The organism is Arthrobacter gyeryongensis, from assembly GCF_039543785.1.
GTDB lineage: Bacteria > Actinomycetota > Actinomycetes > Actinomycetales > Micrococcaceae > Arthrobacter > Arthrobacter gyeryongensis.
The window spans coordinates 113,336-127,903 of the sequence record NZ_BAABKK010000006.1 but is presented as its reverse complement, the minus strand read 5'-3'; the positions used below and the strand labels follow the sequence as shown (position 1 = coordinate 127,903).

The window sequence follows — 14,568 nt, the reverse complement described above, 5'->3', positions numbered from 1 at the left end:
TCCTTGGACGGAGCTACATTGGATATCCCGGGGCCGCTCGGGGGCGGGCGAAGAGGGGGCCGTCCGCAATTTCGATGGAGCATGCCGTGTCCGCGCAACCAGATCTCAATCCTCAACAAGCCGCAGCCATCGCGGAATCGCCGGCTGCAAGGCGTCCAGGCCCCGTGGAGTATGATCTGCGGGCTGTTTACGTCCCGCAGTCCGGGCTGTTCCTGGATGATGAGGGGCGCGAATTCTTCGTAACCGCCGTGGAATTCTGGGAGCACGCGACGGTAGTCAGCCTGTGCTGGAAACGCAGGCCTATGGCAGGGCAGGGAAGCCCGCCCTTGGTTGCGACGGATGAGCATGACCGGGTGCTGGGCGTGAAGCGCATCTGGAACGTTGGCGCGCGGTCGATCCAACATTTTGAACCGATCTCTACGTCCGCCCGAGCATTGACGGTGCTCATCGCAAGGAAAACGGGAACACAGGAACTGTTTAGCTGCAGGACGCCGCCGGCAAGGAAAGAGTGAGGCGCCGTCTGCGCTCGCCCGCGGAAGCTAGGCGGAGCGCGCGATGCCCCGCGTTGACCTGCGGATATGGTCGGGTGTGAGGCCGGTCAGTGATGCAAGCTCGATGTCGTCGCACGCCCGGCTGCGGAGCGCAGTGACAATCAACGCTTCCCGCTGATTAACGATCTGGTCGCGGTGCCTTTCGGCTGCTTTGAGTTGCTCGCTTTTCGCCCTCAGGCCATCCACATGTGCGCCTCGCGGAAGCTCACTCGGGTGAAGGTCGTCATAAGCCAAACCGATGGTTCGGACGGCACGCATGTTTTCCCCGGTCAGCGCGGAAATTGTGGCCAAGGTGAGCCCGTCTTCAAGGGCCTGGGCGATCGTCTCGTTGCGGGCAGCGGTCAATGTCCGGATGGCGCTCGAAGCGTGCGACAGCAGTTGCCTGTGCGCCGCGAGGGCGTGCGTGAGCTTGGCACGCTCTCCTTTGGCCACGGTTTGGGGCCGGGCTGGAACCTTGGCCCGGTAGGCGTACCTGCCGGTGGTTGAGGGACCCCGAAGGGACCCGGATTGGGCTGGCATTGGATCCCTTTCGGACTCTTCGCGAACTTCTGATCTATGAAATCTAGGCGGTGTTCGCTCCGCCGCGGAAATACCAATACCGCGTGAACCCATAAGCGAAGTGCATGGAAGATTCCCATATGGGGTGGAAATCTCCCTAAATGACCGCAGAATCCTTATATGGATCAGGTGGTCATAAGGGCCTCTTATTGATCCACGCACATTAGGTCTTATCCACGGCGCCCGGCAGTGCCTAGTCTCGAAATTGGGGATTCGACACCCGAATCCTGAGTTTCACGATTCTGGAGAAGACAAATGTCCGAGTACCTGCCGGCGTCGAGGGTCACACGCATCAAGTCCTCAGCGAGCGTTGCGGCCGCCGCCCGCGTCCGTGAACTACGAGCCGAAGGCATTCCGATCATCGACTTGACCGTCGGCGAGCCGGACTTCGACACCCCTGACCACATCAAGGCGGCCGCGATCGAAGCGATCAACGCCGGCCAGACCAAATACACCTCGGTGACTGGAACGCCGGAACTGCAGACCGCCATCCTCCGCCGGATTGAAGGCCACACCGGCGTGCACTACGAAGCGAACCAGCTGACCATAGGTGGCGGTGCCAAGCAAGTCCTCTACGTAGCACTCATGGCTTCGCTCAATGAGGGCGACGAGGTCATCGTTCCCGCACCGTACTGGGTGTCCTACCCGGACATGGTCCTCGCCAACGACGGCACGCCCGTGATCGTCGCTTGCGGAGAAGACACCGGCTTCAAGCTCACACCGGCCGCCCTCCGCGAAGCCATCACTCCCAAGACCAAATGGCTCATCCTCAACGCTCCGTCCAACCCGACGGGAGCCGTGTACACACGCGAAGAACTGCAGGCCCTGGGTGCCGTCCTTGAGGAATTCCCGCACGTGTACATCCTCACGGATGAGATCTACGACGAAATCCACTTCGGCGATGGCCGGGTGACCAGCCTTGTCACGGCGGTTCCGTCGCTGCGCGACCGCATCCTGCTGGTGAACGGTGTCTCCAAGGCCTACGCAATGACAGGTTGGCGCCTTGGCTACGGCGTGGGTCCGGCGCCTTTGATCGCGGCGATGAACAAGCTGCAGTCGCAGACGTCCTCATGCCCGTCGTCGGTCAGCCAGGCAGCCGCGGCGGCCGCCCTGAACGGCGATCAGTCGTTCGTCCGGGACAGTGTGGAGGTGTACCGCAAGCGCCGGGACGTCGCCGTCGAGGGCCTCAACGCCATTGACGGACTTTCGGTGGCCCCGGCCGAGGGCGCCTTCTACGCCTACGTGAACTGCAACGGCGTCATCGGCAAGACCGCTCCTGACGGCACCGTGATCGAAAATGACCAGGACTTCACGCTGTACCTCCTCAACGCGGCCGCGGTTGCGGTCATCCAAGGCTCGGCCTATGGCCTTGGCCCGTACTTCCGGATCTCCTTCGCCACATCGCTGGAGACCATCAACGCCGGCGTGGACTCGATCCGCAAGGCAGTCAGCGCCCTCAACTAAGCACTACAGGCACTCCAGCAGCCAGCCAAGAGAAAGATTCAGAAAATGATCCACGTCAAGACCAAGTTCCAGAGGCCGGACGCCGACGTCGTCAGCCGCCTCGCGGCGTTCTCCTCCGCGACCATCCACGAAGCCCAGGGCCGCCGCGGCGCCTTGAGCTCCAAGATCAAGCCGATCGATCGCTCCATGTCCTTCTGTGGGCCGGCCGTGACCGTGGCTTGTGCCCCGCAGGACAACCTCATGCTGCAAGTCGCCATCCACTACGCCCAAGCAGGCGATGTTGTCTTGGTCGGTGCGCAGGAATTCTCCGACGCCGGAACCTTCGGCGACGTCTTGGGCAACGCCATGAAAGCCAAGGGCATTGCGGCCATGGTCACGGATTCCGGCGTGCGGGACACCCAGGACCTCATCGAACTGGGCCTCCCGGTCTTCTCGGGCAGCGTCTGCATCAAGGGCACGGTCAAAGAAACCCTTGGACCGATCAACCACCCACTGGTCTTTGGCGATGAGATCATCTACCCCGGCGACATCCTCCGCGGTGACGCTGACGGCGTCGTGGTGGTCCGCCGTGAAGAAGCCGAAGAGGTCATCGCGCTTTCCCAGGCCCGGGACGACGCCGAACGTGAGCTCATCAAGGCCTACCACGCAGGAGGCACCACCATCGAGCTGTGCGGGCTGACGGAGAAGCTGAAGGCCAAGGGGCTCCTGGTCGAAGACTGATTGTCTCGCTCTAAGGCCGGTCACCGAAAGCGGTGGCCGGCCTTTTGCGCGCCCGTTTCCGGGCCCGAAGAAGGCGCCTTGCCAGGGGCAAGGCGCCTTGAGTGGTGGAGTGGGTTTGAGGAAACCCCGAGTCAGTCCAGTCCAGGGTGTCCTGGCCGTGCGTCGACCAGGTACCACTCGATGCTGTGTCCAGCGTGGGCCGGCATGAGGCTTCCTTCGAAGACGAAGAGGGGTTCGCCCAGCCCGCCTACTGGACGCCAGAAACCGTTCTTTGGGCAGTGGAATCCGGTCCGTGCACTGATCGCTCCGAGGGTTGGATTCGAAGCCCACCGGGTCTGGCTGATCTTTTTCACCGCTGTTCCTTTGATTGGGTTCACGGAATCCGCGAGCCGCTTTCGAATTACTTGCTAATTCGATAATAGGAAATAAAAACGCCGGTGAATAAGACCAAAGATGTCTGTCCGGATAAGGCAATGTTATGGATGGATCACGCTTCGGCTGGATCGGCCGCGTACTTGCTGATCAATTGTTGCTGGAGCATCTCCTTGACCAGGATGAGCACTGCGGAGGCGGCCTCGGACAGCGGCTCGTGGTCGGGGGTGCACAGTGCAATCTTGCTCTGCAGGGCAGGTTCGACGATCCGCAATACCTTGAAGTTCTCATCAGGGAAGAGCGCGTCAGCGGCCGATTTCGGCAGCACGGTGGCCCCGAGGTTTGCGCGGATGAGTCGAACGAGGGACGGAACCGATTCCACTTCCCCTACTAGGCGCAGGGGCAACCCGTGGTCAGCCAGTCCCTTCTCGATGATCTGGCGCAGGGTGTGGTTCTTTTCGGGGAGGAACAGCCCAAGGCTGCTGGCTTCTTCGAGGGTGACCGTTGTTCGACCCTGGGCCACATCGACGTTCTCATGGGTCACCAAGTGCAGGTCTTCCACAATCATGGTGGTGAACTGCACTCCGCGGATCTTCCCTGGCTCGTAGATCAGGGCCATGTCCAGGCGGCCGTTCTTGATTGCCTCGCTCAGCACGCCGCCGAAGATCTCCGTCAGGTGCACCACAATGTCCGGGTATCGCCTGCCGACCTCGCGGATGATCTGCGGCGTCAGGCTGGAAGCCATACTGTACGGTGCGATGGCGATGGACACCCTGCCCGACGGCGCCGCCCCGGATGCCGCTACGTCCAGCCGGGCTTGTTCCACGAGCCGCAGGATGGTCTGGGCGTGGCGATAGAGGGTGTGTCCCGCGGCGGTTGGCTCGACTCCCTGCTTACTGCGGATCAGCAGGCGCTGCTTCAAATCGCTTTCCAGCGCCGACACCTGCTGGCTGAGGGCGGGTTGGGCGACGTGGAGCGCTGCCGCGGCCTTGGTGATGCTCCCCGAATCGACGATCTTTACAAAATACGAGAGCTTCCGCGTATCCATGGGTCTGCCTTCCTCCAGGTCCTCATTGGGGCCTGGATGCCATAAGGAAATTCTATGTAGGGACACACAATCCGTCTTTGTGTGGCCTGTCTCTCAGCGACTAATTTGAGATCCACATCCCCATGGTGGCGTTTCCCAACCATTTACCGACAGTTCGTTGACTCCCCATCAACCAATTGTCCCGATACCCAAATATAGACGCATTTGCGACCCGCCGTCGTCGACCTTCAACAAGGAGGACGACGACGGCGGTCCGGCGCCATGCGGTCCTGCCAGCAGCATGTGTGCCCTAGGTCATAACCGGGAGCTATCCCGTGATAGCGAATAGGTCTTTGTGCCCGAAGTTCGTGGATGCGAGACTTCTATCACCAAAGAATTACCGACAGCGCCTCAGATTGAAGAAATTTAGCTAAACATTCTCAATCGAAAAGGCGACTGAGTTTACCGGATATTCCTGCCGTTCGTATGGAATTACCGGACCCCAATGCAGAACCACGGAAAGAGAACCACGTGAACCCGACAATTGATCTTGTAGCGGATCTTGGAGAGGGATTCGGTGCCTACACCATAGGCAGCGACACCGATCTTCTGGAGATCGTTTCAAGCGCCAATATCGCTTGCGGGTTCCACGCGGGCGATCCCGACATCATGGACGCCACCGTCGCCGAATGCGTTCGCCGCGGGGTGGGTATCGGAGCTCATCCGAGCTTCCCGGACCTGCGTGGTTTCGGCCGCCGGGACATGGGCCTCACTGCCAACGAGGTGCGCGCCGATGTCCTGTACCAGCTGGGGGCCCTGAACGGCTTCGCAGCCTTCCACGGAAGCAAGGTAACCCACATTGCTCCGCACGGCCGGCTGGGAAATCTCGTGGCAGTGCGTGCGGATTACGCTGCGGCCGTGGCTGAGGCCGCAGCCCGCGTGGACAACGAACTCATCGTGGTCGCTCAGGAGGGCGAGTTGGCCAGGGCGGCACGTTCCGCCGGCCTGGACGTGGCCATTGTGGGCATCGTCGATCGCGCCTACCAGGAAGACGGGACCCTGGTCCCGCGCAGCCAGCCCGGCGCCGTACTGCACGATCCCTCGGTCATTGTGGAGCGAACCGTCCGCATGGTGTGCGAAGGCAAGATCCGCTGCGCCAATGGCACTGACATCGACATCTCGACTGATACCGTCCTGCTTCACGGAGACAACCCCGGCGCCGTCGAGCTCGCCCGGCTCATTCGCTCGGAGCTCATTTCGGCCGGGGTCCGTATCGCCCCGTTGACCGAAGTCATGGATGCCAAGAGGAAGGCGGCCTGACATGTCCGTTCTCATGGCGGCTCCCACCGAGATCTACGAATCCGGAGACTCCGCATTGCGCGTTGTCGCCCTCGCTGAAGCAAGCGAGGACAACTGGCTCACGGTCCACCGTCTTGCTGACTGGCTGGAGAGCTGTGGCGCCGAGGGCCTTCATGGCGCGGTTCCCACTTACGATTCCGTACTGGTGGAATTCGACCCCGTCCTGGTGTCGGCCCGCCAGGTGCGCGCGTTCGTAAAGCTGGGACTCCTTGAAATGGGCCGGTCAGCTGGCACCGCAGCAGCACCCCATGAATTTGACGTCCCGGTGGTCTACGGCGGCGAATACGGTCCCGACCTGGAGAAAGTAGCCGGGCAACAGGGCATCACCACCGAGGAAGTCATCCGCCTCCACACCGAGAAGACCTATACGGTCCGCTGCCTGGGTGCTCCTGCCGGCTCGCCGATGATGGACGGCCCTGCGTTCCCCAAGCCCGTACCGCGCCTCAAGGATCCCCGCCTCAGCGTCCCGGCAGGGGCAGTGGCAGTGGCTGGACGCCAAGCCGTCATCGCTCCCGCGTCCGCGCCGGGTGGTTGGTGCGTCATCGGTCAGACCCCTTTGACCGTCCTGAACATTCGTCGTGAACCACTGGTCCCTTACAAGCCAGGAGATATTCTCCGGTTCCGTCCTATCGAGGCCGGAGAATTCGACTCTTACGTCGGCAAGGAACTGGAACCAAGGCCATGAACGGGCACATCCTCATCCAGCAACCAGGTAATTCCGTGGTCACAGACCTTGGCCGTTTCCGCGGACCGCGCTTTGGACTGCCGGTCAACGGCGCCCTGGACCAGTATTCTGCCCGGGCCGCCAATATCCTGGCCGGCAACCTCGACAACGATCCCTTGGTGGAAATCACGGCCCTCGACTTCAGGATGAAGGCACAGTCGGACATCCTGATCGCAGTCACGGGGGCACCCCTGACACTCACCGTCGGAGGGCGTCCGAGTAGCCAGTGGGAACCGGTTTCGGTCCGTGCGGGCGAGACGGTAGCCATCCGGGGAATCAACCGGGGCCTCCGGGCCTACCTGGCCATCCACGGCTCCGTCGAGGCGCCGATGCTGCTGGGTAGTTGTGCTCCGGACACCGTTGTGGGCTTCGGCCTGCAGCTCAAGGAAGGAACCACACTCCTCACCCGCCGCAGCGTGGGCCCCGTTCGCCAACCGTACTTCGACCTTCCGCTCTTCCGGCTTGGTCTTGAACGGCCGGACATGGGGCAGGAACTAATGGTCGATGTAACCGACGGTCCGGATGTCGCCGAGTTTGGCGATTCCGCCGAGTTGCTCTTCACATCGGAATACGCCGTGAGTGGCCGGAGCAACCACATCGGCTTGAGGCTCGGCGGCGAGCTGCCGGAAAGAACCTCAAGCGGTGAAGTGCTTTCACGCGGGGTCCCGGTGGGCGCCGTCGAAGTTCCCTCACGTGAAGAACTGCTGGTACTGCATCGGGGCCGCGGCGTTACCGCCGGATATCCAGTCCTCGCCGTCGTCACCAGTATTGGCCTGGATGTCCTTGCCCAAGCCCGCCCGGGCGACAAGGTCCGCTTCAGGAAAACAACGGTGGCAGAGGCAACTTCCGCCCATCGGCGCTCGCGGGCGCAACTTGAAACCCTCCGCGAATCCGTCAACACAGTCTTCGGACTCCTTGGCATTGGATGCCGACCCCAGTGGCAGGACTTACCAGTTGCAGCATGCAGCTAAAGACCTGTCGCCAATACCAGTAGCAGTTGCTACGCTCAACATCAAGAAGGAAATGTCATGACCGCAAACACCAACGCTGCGCAAGTGCAGCATGAACGGCTCACAGGCCGTCAAACGCGCAAGGTTGTCACCGCAGGCTGCGTTGGCATCTTCGTGGAACTCTATGACAACGGCATCTTTGCCTTCATGGCCGGAACGCTTGCCTTGGTGTTCCTTGCCCCGGGCAACCCGGACAACGCCCTGTTGTTCGTGTTCGCCGGCTACGCAGTCTCGTTCTTCGTCCGGCCCCTTGGCGCAGTTGTTTGTGGCTACTTGGGTGACCGGATAGGCAGGCAAAAGCTACTGGTCTTCGTCATTTTGCTGATCAGCGTCGCCACCGCCGGTATCGGGGTCCTGCCCACTTACGCGGCCATCGGCATCGCAGCGCCAATCCTGCTCGTCCTCCTGCGGCTCCTGCAGGGCTTCTCGGTTGGCGGCGAAGCCGCCGGCGCCATGACCTTCCTCGCTGAACACGCCCCCGAAGGCAAGCGCGGCATCATCACTTCCTACGCGCAGATCGCTTCGTTCGCAGCCCTGCTTACCGGCACCCTTGTGGCGTTCTCCATGTCTCCCTGGCTCACCCAGTCCGCGATCGACGGCGGTGGCTTCGGCTCCTTCGCATGGCGCATTCCGTTCCTGGTCGCCATCCCCATGGGCGTCATCGGTTGGTACATCCGCAAGGCCATCGCGGACACCCCCAACTTCACAAAGCTCAAGGAAGAAGGCGGCCTCTCCAAGAACCCGCTCAAGGAAGCCTTCCAGTCCGCTGAGCACCGCCGGGCCATGGTTCTGGCCCTCTTCATCCCGCTCATGAACGGTTCCGGCTACTACGTGCTGTTCTCCTACATGCCTACGTTCCTCAAGGGCAAGCAGCTCAACTTCACCATCGGCGAGGCACTGTTCATCACCGCCTGCAGCCTGGTTGTCATCTGCATCGCCATTCCTTTCATGGGCGCCCTGTCCGACCGCATCGGCCGCAAGAAGGTCATCGCCGGCTCCGCCATCGCCATGACCATCCTGGGCATCCCGTCCTACGCCCTCATCGCAACGGGAAACATGGGCCTGGCTATCCTTGGCGCCTCGATCATGGCCATCGTCTTCGCCGGCCACACGGCCGTCATCCACATCCTGATCGTTGAGCTCTTCCCCACCCGGGTTCGGTACTCCGCTTACGGCCTCGGCTACAACATCTCCTCCGCGCTCTTCGGCGGAACGGCCCCGTTGTTGATGACCTGGCTCATCAGCAGCACCGGCAACATCTACATGCCCGCCTTCTACGCAGTCATCACGGCCCTTGGCACGCTTGCAGCCGTGAGCACCGTCAAGGACCGGGCCCACGAACCCCTGCGCGACGCATAGTCGCCGCTGACCTCGGCACATTTCGTGCCTTCCATTTCCACTCTTTGGAGAACCGATGTCTTTTTCCGACTACAACACCGCCCTCGTCACCGGAGCGTCAACCGGTATGGGTGCCGCGATCACGGAGCGCCTGGCCAAAAGAGGCCTGACTGTTCACGCCGTGGCCCGCAACGAGGAACGCCTCAGCGAACTGGCCGATCGTACGGGTGCTATCCCGCACGTCGTTGACCTGACCGACACAGCGGCGCTGACCGCCGTCGTGAGCGAACTGAAGGTCGACGTCCTGGTCAACTGCGCCGGGGTTTCCAGGCCAGGCAACCTCCTGGACTCGTCCGAGCAGGACATCGACGAGCTCATCGACGTCAACCTTCGCGGCCTGCTTCAGCTCACGCGGCTGGTCCTGCCGGGCATGGTGGAGCGCGACCTCGGCCACATCATCAACATCAGCTCGATCGCAGGCGTGTACAACTTCTACGGCCACACGGTGTACCACGCCACGAAGGCAGCCGTGCACCAGATCTCCCGCCAGCTCAGGAACGACACGGTCGGCAAGCGCATCCGCGTGACCGAGATCTGCCCCGGCAGGGTGGAAACCGAGATCTTCGGCCGGAACATGGGCGGCACGCCTGAAGCCATGGAAGAAGCGTGGAAGACCTACTATGAAGGCTACGAGTCGCTGACCACTGACGACATCGTCAACGCCCTCGACTACGCCATCGAAACCCCGCGCCACGTCAATGTGGGCATGCTGGAGCTCATGCCGACGTTCCAGGTCCCCGGAGGCCTGACCTTCGACAGGCGCTGATCGCAGCAAGCTGGCGGCCGCGAATTTCGCGGCCGCCAGCACCCGTTTCCGGGGAAAAGCTTTTGGACGGGCCCGCCACTTAAGGCGGGCCCGACGCTTGCGGAGGGCCCGACGTCGGGCGCTCAGTCCTCGTGGAGCGCTTGCGTCAGGTGGTGCGTGGGGATGCGGTCACGGTCATAGGTGATTTCCGTGTAGCCGTGCGGTTCCGGCCGGCCGTCGTGCCCGAGGTTGACGAACACGATTTCCTCAATGGTCAGGATGCTGTCGCGGGTGATCATGTTGCGCACCTCCGCGCGCATGGTCAGTGACGTCCGGCCGAAGCGGACTGCGGTCAGACCCATCTCCACCAGATCGCCCTGGACGGCCGAGCTGACAAAGTTGATTTCGGAGATGTACTTGGTGACGGCGCGGCCGTTGCCGAGTTGGAGGATTGCGTAGATTGCCGCTTCCTCGTCGATCCACTTCAGCAGGCTTCCACCAAACAGCGTGCCGTTGGCGTTGAGGTCCTCCGGACGAATCCACTTGCGGGTCCGGAACGTGATGTCAGCCTTTTCCATAATGCGAGATTAGCCGAGGCTGGGCGCCCGCGTCTCCTGCGGCGTGCCATGCTCGGCGCGACTCCGTAACATGGATACGGTGCACCCGGTTCAGGGCACAACACGACACGCCGATTCGCGCACCATGCGGCACACCGGGGAACGCGCTGGAGGAACACGATGAAGATCGACAAAACCCACGGTAGCGCCGGGCTGGGCGCCCGGCCTTCCGATGTGGACCACTGACCATGCCACCGCTGAGCGCAGTGTTAGGCGCCTGGTCAATGAACTGGCCCGCCCTGATCGTCCTGATTGCCGCGGTCGCCCTGTATTCAAAGGGCCTGATTGCCGCCAAGCGTCGGGATATCCGCTGGCCCTTGTGGAACTCGTTTGCCTTCTTCGTCCTTGGCCTTGGCAGTTTCGCGGCCCTGAGCTTTGGATTCCCGGGAACCTACAGCCACGATCTGCGGTGGGCATTCACCCTCAAAGTGACGTCCTATCTTTTTGTGGTCCCGCTGTTGATTGGCCTGGGCAAGCCGCTAACCCTTGCGCGGCAGACCCTCGGGCCCGTGGGCGCTGCGAGGGTGGAAGCGGCCCTCGGGCACCGGCTCGTTCGCATGCTCAGCAACACGCTCGTGGCTGCGCTTCTCGGACTCGCCATGTTCACACTGTTCCTGACCCCGTTCTTCTACGTGCTCCGGACCAACCCCGCCGCCGACGTCATCCTGACCTTGCTGGTGCCCGTCATGGGACTCCTCATGACCGTACCGATCATGGAAGACGGCGCAGGACGCACCTCATCGCTCATTGTGGTCGAGTTCATCTTTGTATTCATCGAGCTGCTCGCCGATGCCGTGCCTGGTGTCCTCATGCGGCTCAGCCCGGGAATTCTCGACGGTGCCACGTCAGTCTTGGGCAATCAGCCAGCCTGGTTCCCCTCACCGCTGCGGGACCAGCAACTCGCGGGAGACCTGATGTGGTTCCTCGCGGAGATCGTCGATCTCCCCCTCATCATCCTGATGTTCGTCCGGTTCTCCCGGAGCGACAAACACGAGGCCAAGAGCTTCGACGACTTGAGTGACGAAGAAATCGAAGCCCTGAACCGGGCACATCTAGGGCAGGGCGGACGCAGCCTGGAGTGATCCGGCTGGATTGATCCGGGGCGGCAGGTGGAGCCGGAGGGCGGCCCGTCTTTAGGCCATCGCCGTGTGCGAGGCGCTGTGCGAATCGATCGGCTTGGCGTAGCACTGCGAGTGGCTGACACCAATGTAGGGGCCGAAGTTGGGCACTGCGGCGAAGCCGGCGCTTTCGTAGAAGCTGCGGCCGTCCGATTGGGCCGAACCCGCTTCCGCTGTGATCATGCTGAAACCGTGGGCATGTGCCTGCGCTTCCAGCGCGGCAAGGATGGAGCTGGCCACTCCGGAGCCCCTGGCGTAGGGGACCACGTAAAGCCGCTTGATTTCCGCGGTTTCGGCATCCAGAATCCTTAGCCCTCCGCAACCCAGGGGCTGGCCCGAGCACTTTTCGTAGGCAACGACGAAAACGGCAGTATCCGCTTCCGATGGTGCGGGTCCGGGCTCGTGGTCCGAGTTGCCGAAACGTGCGTCCAATTCCGCCTGCTGCGCCGCGCGGAGGTCTGCACCCACCGGGTTGGCCCAGGTGACCTGTCTGATGTTGAGCCGCGGATTGGTCTGCATCGGAACCTCTTTCGCCGGAGGGGGTTATGCCTATCAAGCCTAAGAAGCGGGGGTTACCGCGGTGTTTCCTGCGCGTAAGCGTCCGGAGAAATACCGGTGCGTTGGGGTAGGCCTCTCTCTGCCGTCATTCGACGGCGTCACCGGTTGGATCTTCGACGGTCCGGTCGGCCAAGGCAAGTCCGCCTACGGGGCTCTGGTCCCAGTGCAGCAGGCGCCAGCCCATTTCCGGGTCGCCTTCGAGCGCCACGATGCCGGTGTTCTGCAGTTGGTGGGTGGCGGCGAACTCGCGGCCAACATCCATGGCTCGGCGACCTGCCCAGCAGCGGATTGCGGCACCGTGGCTGACGACGACGACGGTTTCGTCGCCGGCCGCTGCCACCTTGGCAATGGCAGCGTCGTAGCGGGCAAAGAACTCATGGCCATCACCGGCTCCCGGCATGCGAACGTCGAGTTTACCGTCTGTCCAATCGAACACGGTGCTCATGTACCGGTGGTGCGACTCGTGGTCGGTGCGCTTCTCCAAGGCCCCGGCCTCAATCTCCTGCAGGCCGTGCAATACGATTGCCTCCAGCCCACGCACTCTTGCGAGTGGGGCGGCCGTCAGCTGAGTGCGGACCAGGGTCGATGCATAGATTGCCGTGATGTCCTCGTTGGCAAGGGACCCCGGAAGCGCAGCTGCCTGACGTTCGCCGAGTTCAGTCAGTCCCGGACCGGGAAACGCCGTGTCCAATTGTCCCAAGACGTTTCCAGGGGTTTGCCCGTGGCGGATAAGCAAGAGCCTCATGCTGACATAGTTCCTTACTTCGATTCGGAAACGCCGGGACCATGAACAGCGCCGCGTTCTACTTCAGGTGGTCCACCAACTGGTCCGCGATGCCGGTGTACTTGCCTGGAGTAAGTGCCAGGAGGCGTGCTTCGGCTTCGGGAGACAAGCCCAGGCTTGAGACGAACTCCTGCATGCGGACGGCGTCGACGCGCTGACCGCGGGTGAGATCCTTGAGTCGCTCGTACGGGTTCTCCATGCCCTCAACGCCGGCGATCGCCTCGGCGCGCATGACCATCTGGATCGCCTCGCCCAGGACTTCCCAGTTGGTGTCGAGATCGGCTGCCAGTACTTCCTCGGCAACGTCCAGGGCCTTCAGGCCCTTGGCAACATTCGAGATTGCAAGGAGCGAGTGTCCGAATGCGACGCCGATGTTGCGTTGCGAGGAAGAGTCGGTCAGATCTCGCTGCCAGCGGGAGGTAACCAGCGTTGCGCCCAGGGTGTCCAACAGTCCGTTTGAAATCTCCAGGTTGGCCTCGGCGTTTTCGAAGCGGATCGGGTTGACCTTGTGCGGCATCGTGGAGGAGCCGGTGGCGCCGGCAACCGGGATCTGGCGGAAGTAGCCAATCGAGATGTAGCTCCAGATGTCCGTGCAGACGTTGTGCAGAATGCGGTTGAAGCGGGCGACGTCGGCATAGAGCTCGGCCTGCCAGTCGTGGCTCTCGATCTGGGTGGTCAACGGGTTCCACGTCAGTCCCAGGCCTTCAACGAAGGATTGGGCCACGGCCTCCCAGTCGGCACCGGGAACGGATGCGACATGTGCGGCATACGTGCCGGTAGCGCCGTTGATCTTGCCCAGATACTGGGTCTTGGAAACGCGGTCCAGCTGGCGGCTCAGGCGATGCGTGATGACTGCCAGTTCCTTGCCAAGAGTGGTGGGAGTGGCCGGCTGGCCGTGCGTGCGGGAAAGCATCGGCACGGCGCGGTTCTCCTCGGCCATCGCTTCGATCTGCTTCACCAAGGCGCGGGCTGCAGGGAGCCAGACATCTTCCACGGCACCCTTGACGCCCAAGGCGTAGGAAAGGTTGTTGATGTCTTCCGATGTGCAGCCGAAGTGCACCATGGCGGTCAGGTTCTCGATGCCGATCGCGGGGAGGCGGCGGCCGATGTAGTACTCAACGGCCTTGACGTCGTGGACCGTGACGGCCTCGATTTCAGCGAGTTCGGTGACCGAAGCGGCGTCGAACTCGGTGACGATGGCACGCAGCTTCTCCTGCTGTTCGCTGGTCAGTGGGCCGGCGCCGGGAAGTACGTTGTTGCTGGTCAGGTGGATGAGCCACTCGACTTCGACGGCCACTCGGTCGCGGTTGAGAGCGGCCTCGGACAGGTAGTCGACCAGGGGAGCGACGGCGGACTGGTACCGGCCGTCCAGCGGGCCCAGGGCGATCGGCTCCGGCGACGCGGCGAGAGCCAGGCGTCCAGAGGGCGTACGGGTAACAGCGGCGGCGACGGTTTCAGGCATGAGGCAATTCTTTCATGAACTCGGCTCGCGCCATTAAGCCGGCCTTCACTATGTGCATAACATCGAGGCATCCTCTTCCGGGTCCGGTTTCCGGCAGGTTA

The 14,568-nt window shown here is 62.4% G+C and carries 16 protein-coding genes; 9 read left to right on the top strand and 7 right to left on the bottom strand.

Annotation, left to right across the window (positions count from 1 at the left end):
• Positions 1 to 86: 86 nt before the first annotated feature.
• Positions 87 to 512 (top strand): hypothetical protein, encoded by a 426-nt coding sequence (locus ABEA18_RS04510; RefSeq protein ID WP_345448112.1) that lies wholly within the window; start codon positions 87 to 89, stop codon positions 510 to 512.
• A gap of 27 nt (positions 513 to 539) precedes the next feature.
• On the opposite strand, the gene ABEA18_RS04505 is transcribed toward ABEA18_RS04510, so the two are convergent.
• Complete coding sequence (locus ABEA18_RS04505) at positions 540 to 1,070, bottom strand: hypothetical protein (protein WP_345448111.1); 531 nt, start codon at positions 1,068 to 1,070, stop codon at positions 540 to 542.
• A gap of 294 nt (positions 1,071 to 1,364) precedes the next feature.
• Here ABEA18_RS04505 and ABEA18_RS04500 point away from each other — a divergent pair, with 294 nt between their 5' ends.
• Entirely contained in the window at positions 1,365 to 2,573 is a 1,209-nt protein-coding gene (locus ABEA18_RS04500; RefSeq protein WP_345448110.1) for an aspartate transaminase, read from the top strand.
• A 45-nt stretch (positions 2,574 to 2,618) separates the two neighbouring features.
• On the top strand, positions 2,619 to 3,293 hold the full coding sequence (locus ABEA18_RS04495) for a 4-carboxy-4-hydroxy-2-oxoadipate aldolase/oxaloacetate decarboxylase (RefSeq protein WP_059388748.1): 675 nt from the start codon (positions 2,619 to 2,621) through the stop codon (positions 3,291 to 3,293).
• A 131-nt stretch (positions 3,294 to 3,424) separates the two neighbouring features.
• On the opposite strand, the gene ABEA18_RS04490 is transcribed toward ABEA18_RS04495, so the two are convergent.
• Both ABEA18_RS04490 and ABEA18_RS04485 read right to left on the bottom strand, forming a co-directional pair.
• On the bottom strand, positions 3,425 to 3,646 hold the full coding sequence (locus ABEA18_RS04490) for a hypothetical protein (protein WP_345448109.1): 222 nt from the start codon (positions 3,644 to 3,646) through the stop codon (positions 3,425 to 3,427).
• A gap of 134 nt (positions 3,647 to 3,780) precedes the next feature.
• On the bottom strand, positions 3,781 to 4,713 hold the full coding sequence (locus ABEA18_RS04485; RefSeq protein ID WP_345448108.1) for a LysR substrate-binding domain-containing protein: 933 nt from the start codon (positions 4,711 to 4,713) through the stop codon (positions 3,781 to 3,783).
• Between the two features lie 510 nt (positions 4,714 to 5,223).
• Between ABEA18_RS04485 and ABEA18_RS04480 the strand changes: the two genes are divergently transcribed.
• Genes ABEA18_RS04480 through ABEA18_RS04460 form a run of 5 tightly spaced genes read left to right on the top strand, consistent with a single transcriptional unit; the run spans position 5,224 to position 9,949 of the window.
• Positions 5,224 to 6,012: a LamB/YcsF family protein gene (locus tag ABEA18_RS04480; protein ID WP_345448107.1), complete on the top strand. Its 789-nt coding sequence runs from the start codon at positions 5,224 to 5,226 to the stop codon at positions 6,010 to 6,012.
• Between the two features lies 1 nt (position 6,013).
• Entirely contained in the window at positions 6,014 to 6,736 is a 723-nt protein-coding gene (locus tag ABEA18_RS04475; RefSeq protein ID WP_345448105.1) for a 5-oxoprolinase subunit B family protein, read from the top strand.
• Complete coding sequence (locus ABEA18_RS04470) at positions 6,733 to 7,746, top strand: 5-oxoprolinase subunit C family protein (protein ID WP_345448103.1); 1,014 nt, start codon at positions 6,733 to 6,735, stop codon at positions 7,744 to 7,746. Before ABEA18_RS04475 ends, ABEA18_RS04470 begins: the two co-directional genes overlap by 4 nt.
• A gap of 57 nt (positions 7,747 to 7,803) precedes the next feature.
• A complete protein-coding gene (locus ABEA18_RS04465) occupies positions 7,804 to 9,144 on the top strand; it encodes an MFS transporter (protein ID WP_345448102.1) in 1,341 nt (446 codons plus the stop codon).
• A gap of 55 nt (positions 9,145 to 9,199) precedes the next feature.
• Entirely contained in the window at positions 9,200 to 9,949 is a 750-nt protein-coding gene (locus ABEA18_RS04460; protein ID WP_078107213.1) for an SDR family oxidoreductase, read from the top strand.
• 122 nt (positions 9,950 to 10,071) lie between these two features.
• Here ABEA18_RS04460 and ABEA18_RS04455 read toward each other — a convergent pair whose 3' ends face one another.
• Positions 10,072 to 10,506, bottom strand: coding sequence for an acyl-CoA thioesterase (locus tag ABEA18_RS04455; protein ID WP_084784486.1), 435 nt, complete (start codon positions 10,504 to 10,506; stop codon positions 10,072 to 10,074).
• Positions 10,507 to 10,769: 263 nt separating this feature from the next.
• On the opposite strand from ABEA18_RS04455, the gene ABEA18_RS04450 reads away from it, so the two are divergent.
• Positions 10,770 to 11,627 carry a cytochrome c oxidase assembly protein gene (locus tag ABEA18_RS04450; RefSeq protein WP_345448101.1) on the top strand — a complete coding sequence of 286 codons (858 nt, stop codon included), beginning with the start codon at positions 10,770 to 10,772 and terminating at the stop codon, positions 11,625 to 11,627.
• A gap of 51 nt (positions 11,628 to 11,678) precedes the next feature.
• Here ABEA18_RS04450 and ABEA18_RS04445 read toward each other — a convergent pair whose 3' ends face one another.
• From ABEA18_RS04445 to purB, 3 genes are all read right to left on the bottom strand, one after another.
• Positions 11,679 to 12,182: a GNAT family N-acetyltransferase gene (locus tag ABEA18_RS04445; RefSeq protein WP_234751783.1), complete on the bottom strand. Its 504-nt coding sequence runs from the start codon at positions 12,180 to 12,182 to the stop codon at positions 11,679 to 11,681.
• A gap of 124 nt (positions 12,183 to 12,306) precedes the next feature.
• A complete protein-coding gene (locus ABEA18_RS04440) occupies positions 12,307 to 12,966 on the bottom strand; it encodes a histidine phosphatase family protein (protein WP_345448100.1) in 660 nt (219 codons plus the stop codon).
• Between the two features lie 58 nt (positions 12,967 to 13,024).
• Positions 13,025 to 14,467, bottom strand: coding sequence for an adenylosuccinate lyase (gene purB / locus ABEA18_RS04435; RefSeq protein WP_345448099.1), 1,443 nt, complete (start codon positions 14,465 to 14,467; stop codon positions 13,025 to 13,027).
• Positions 14,468 to 14,568: the final 101 nt, after the last annotated feature.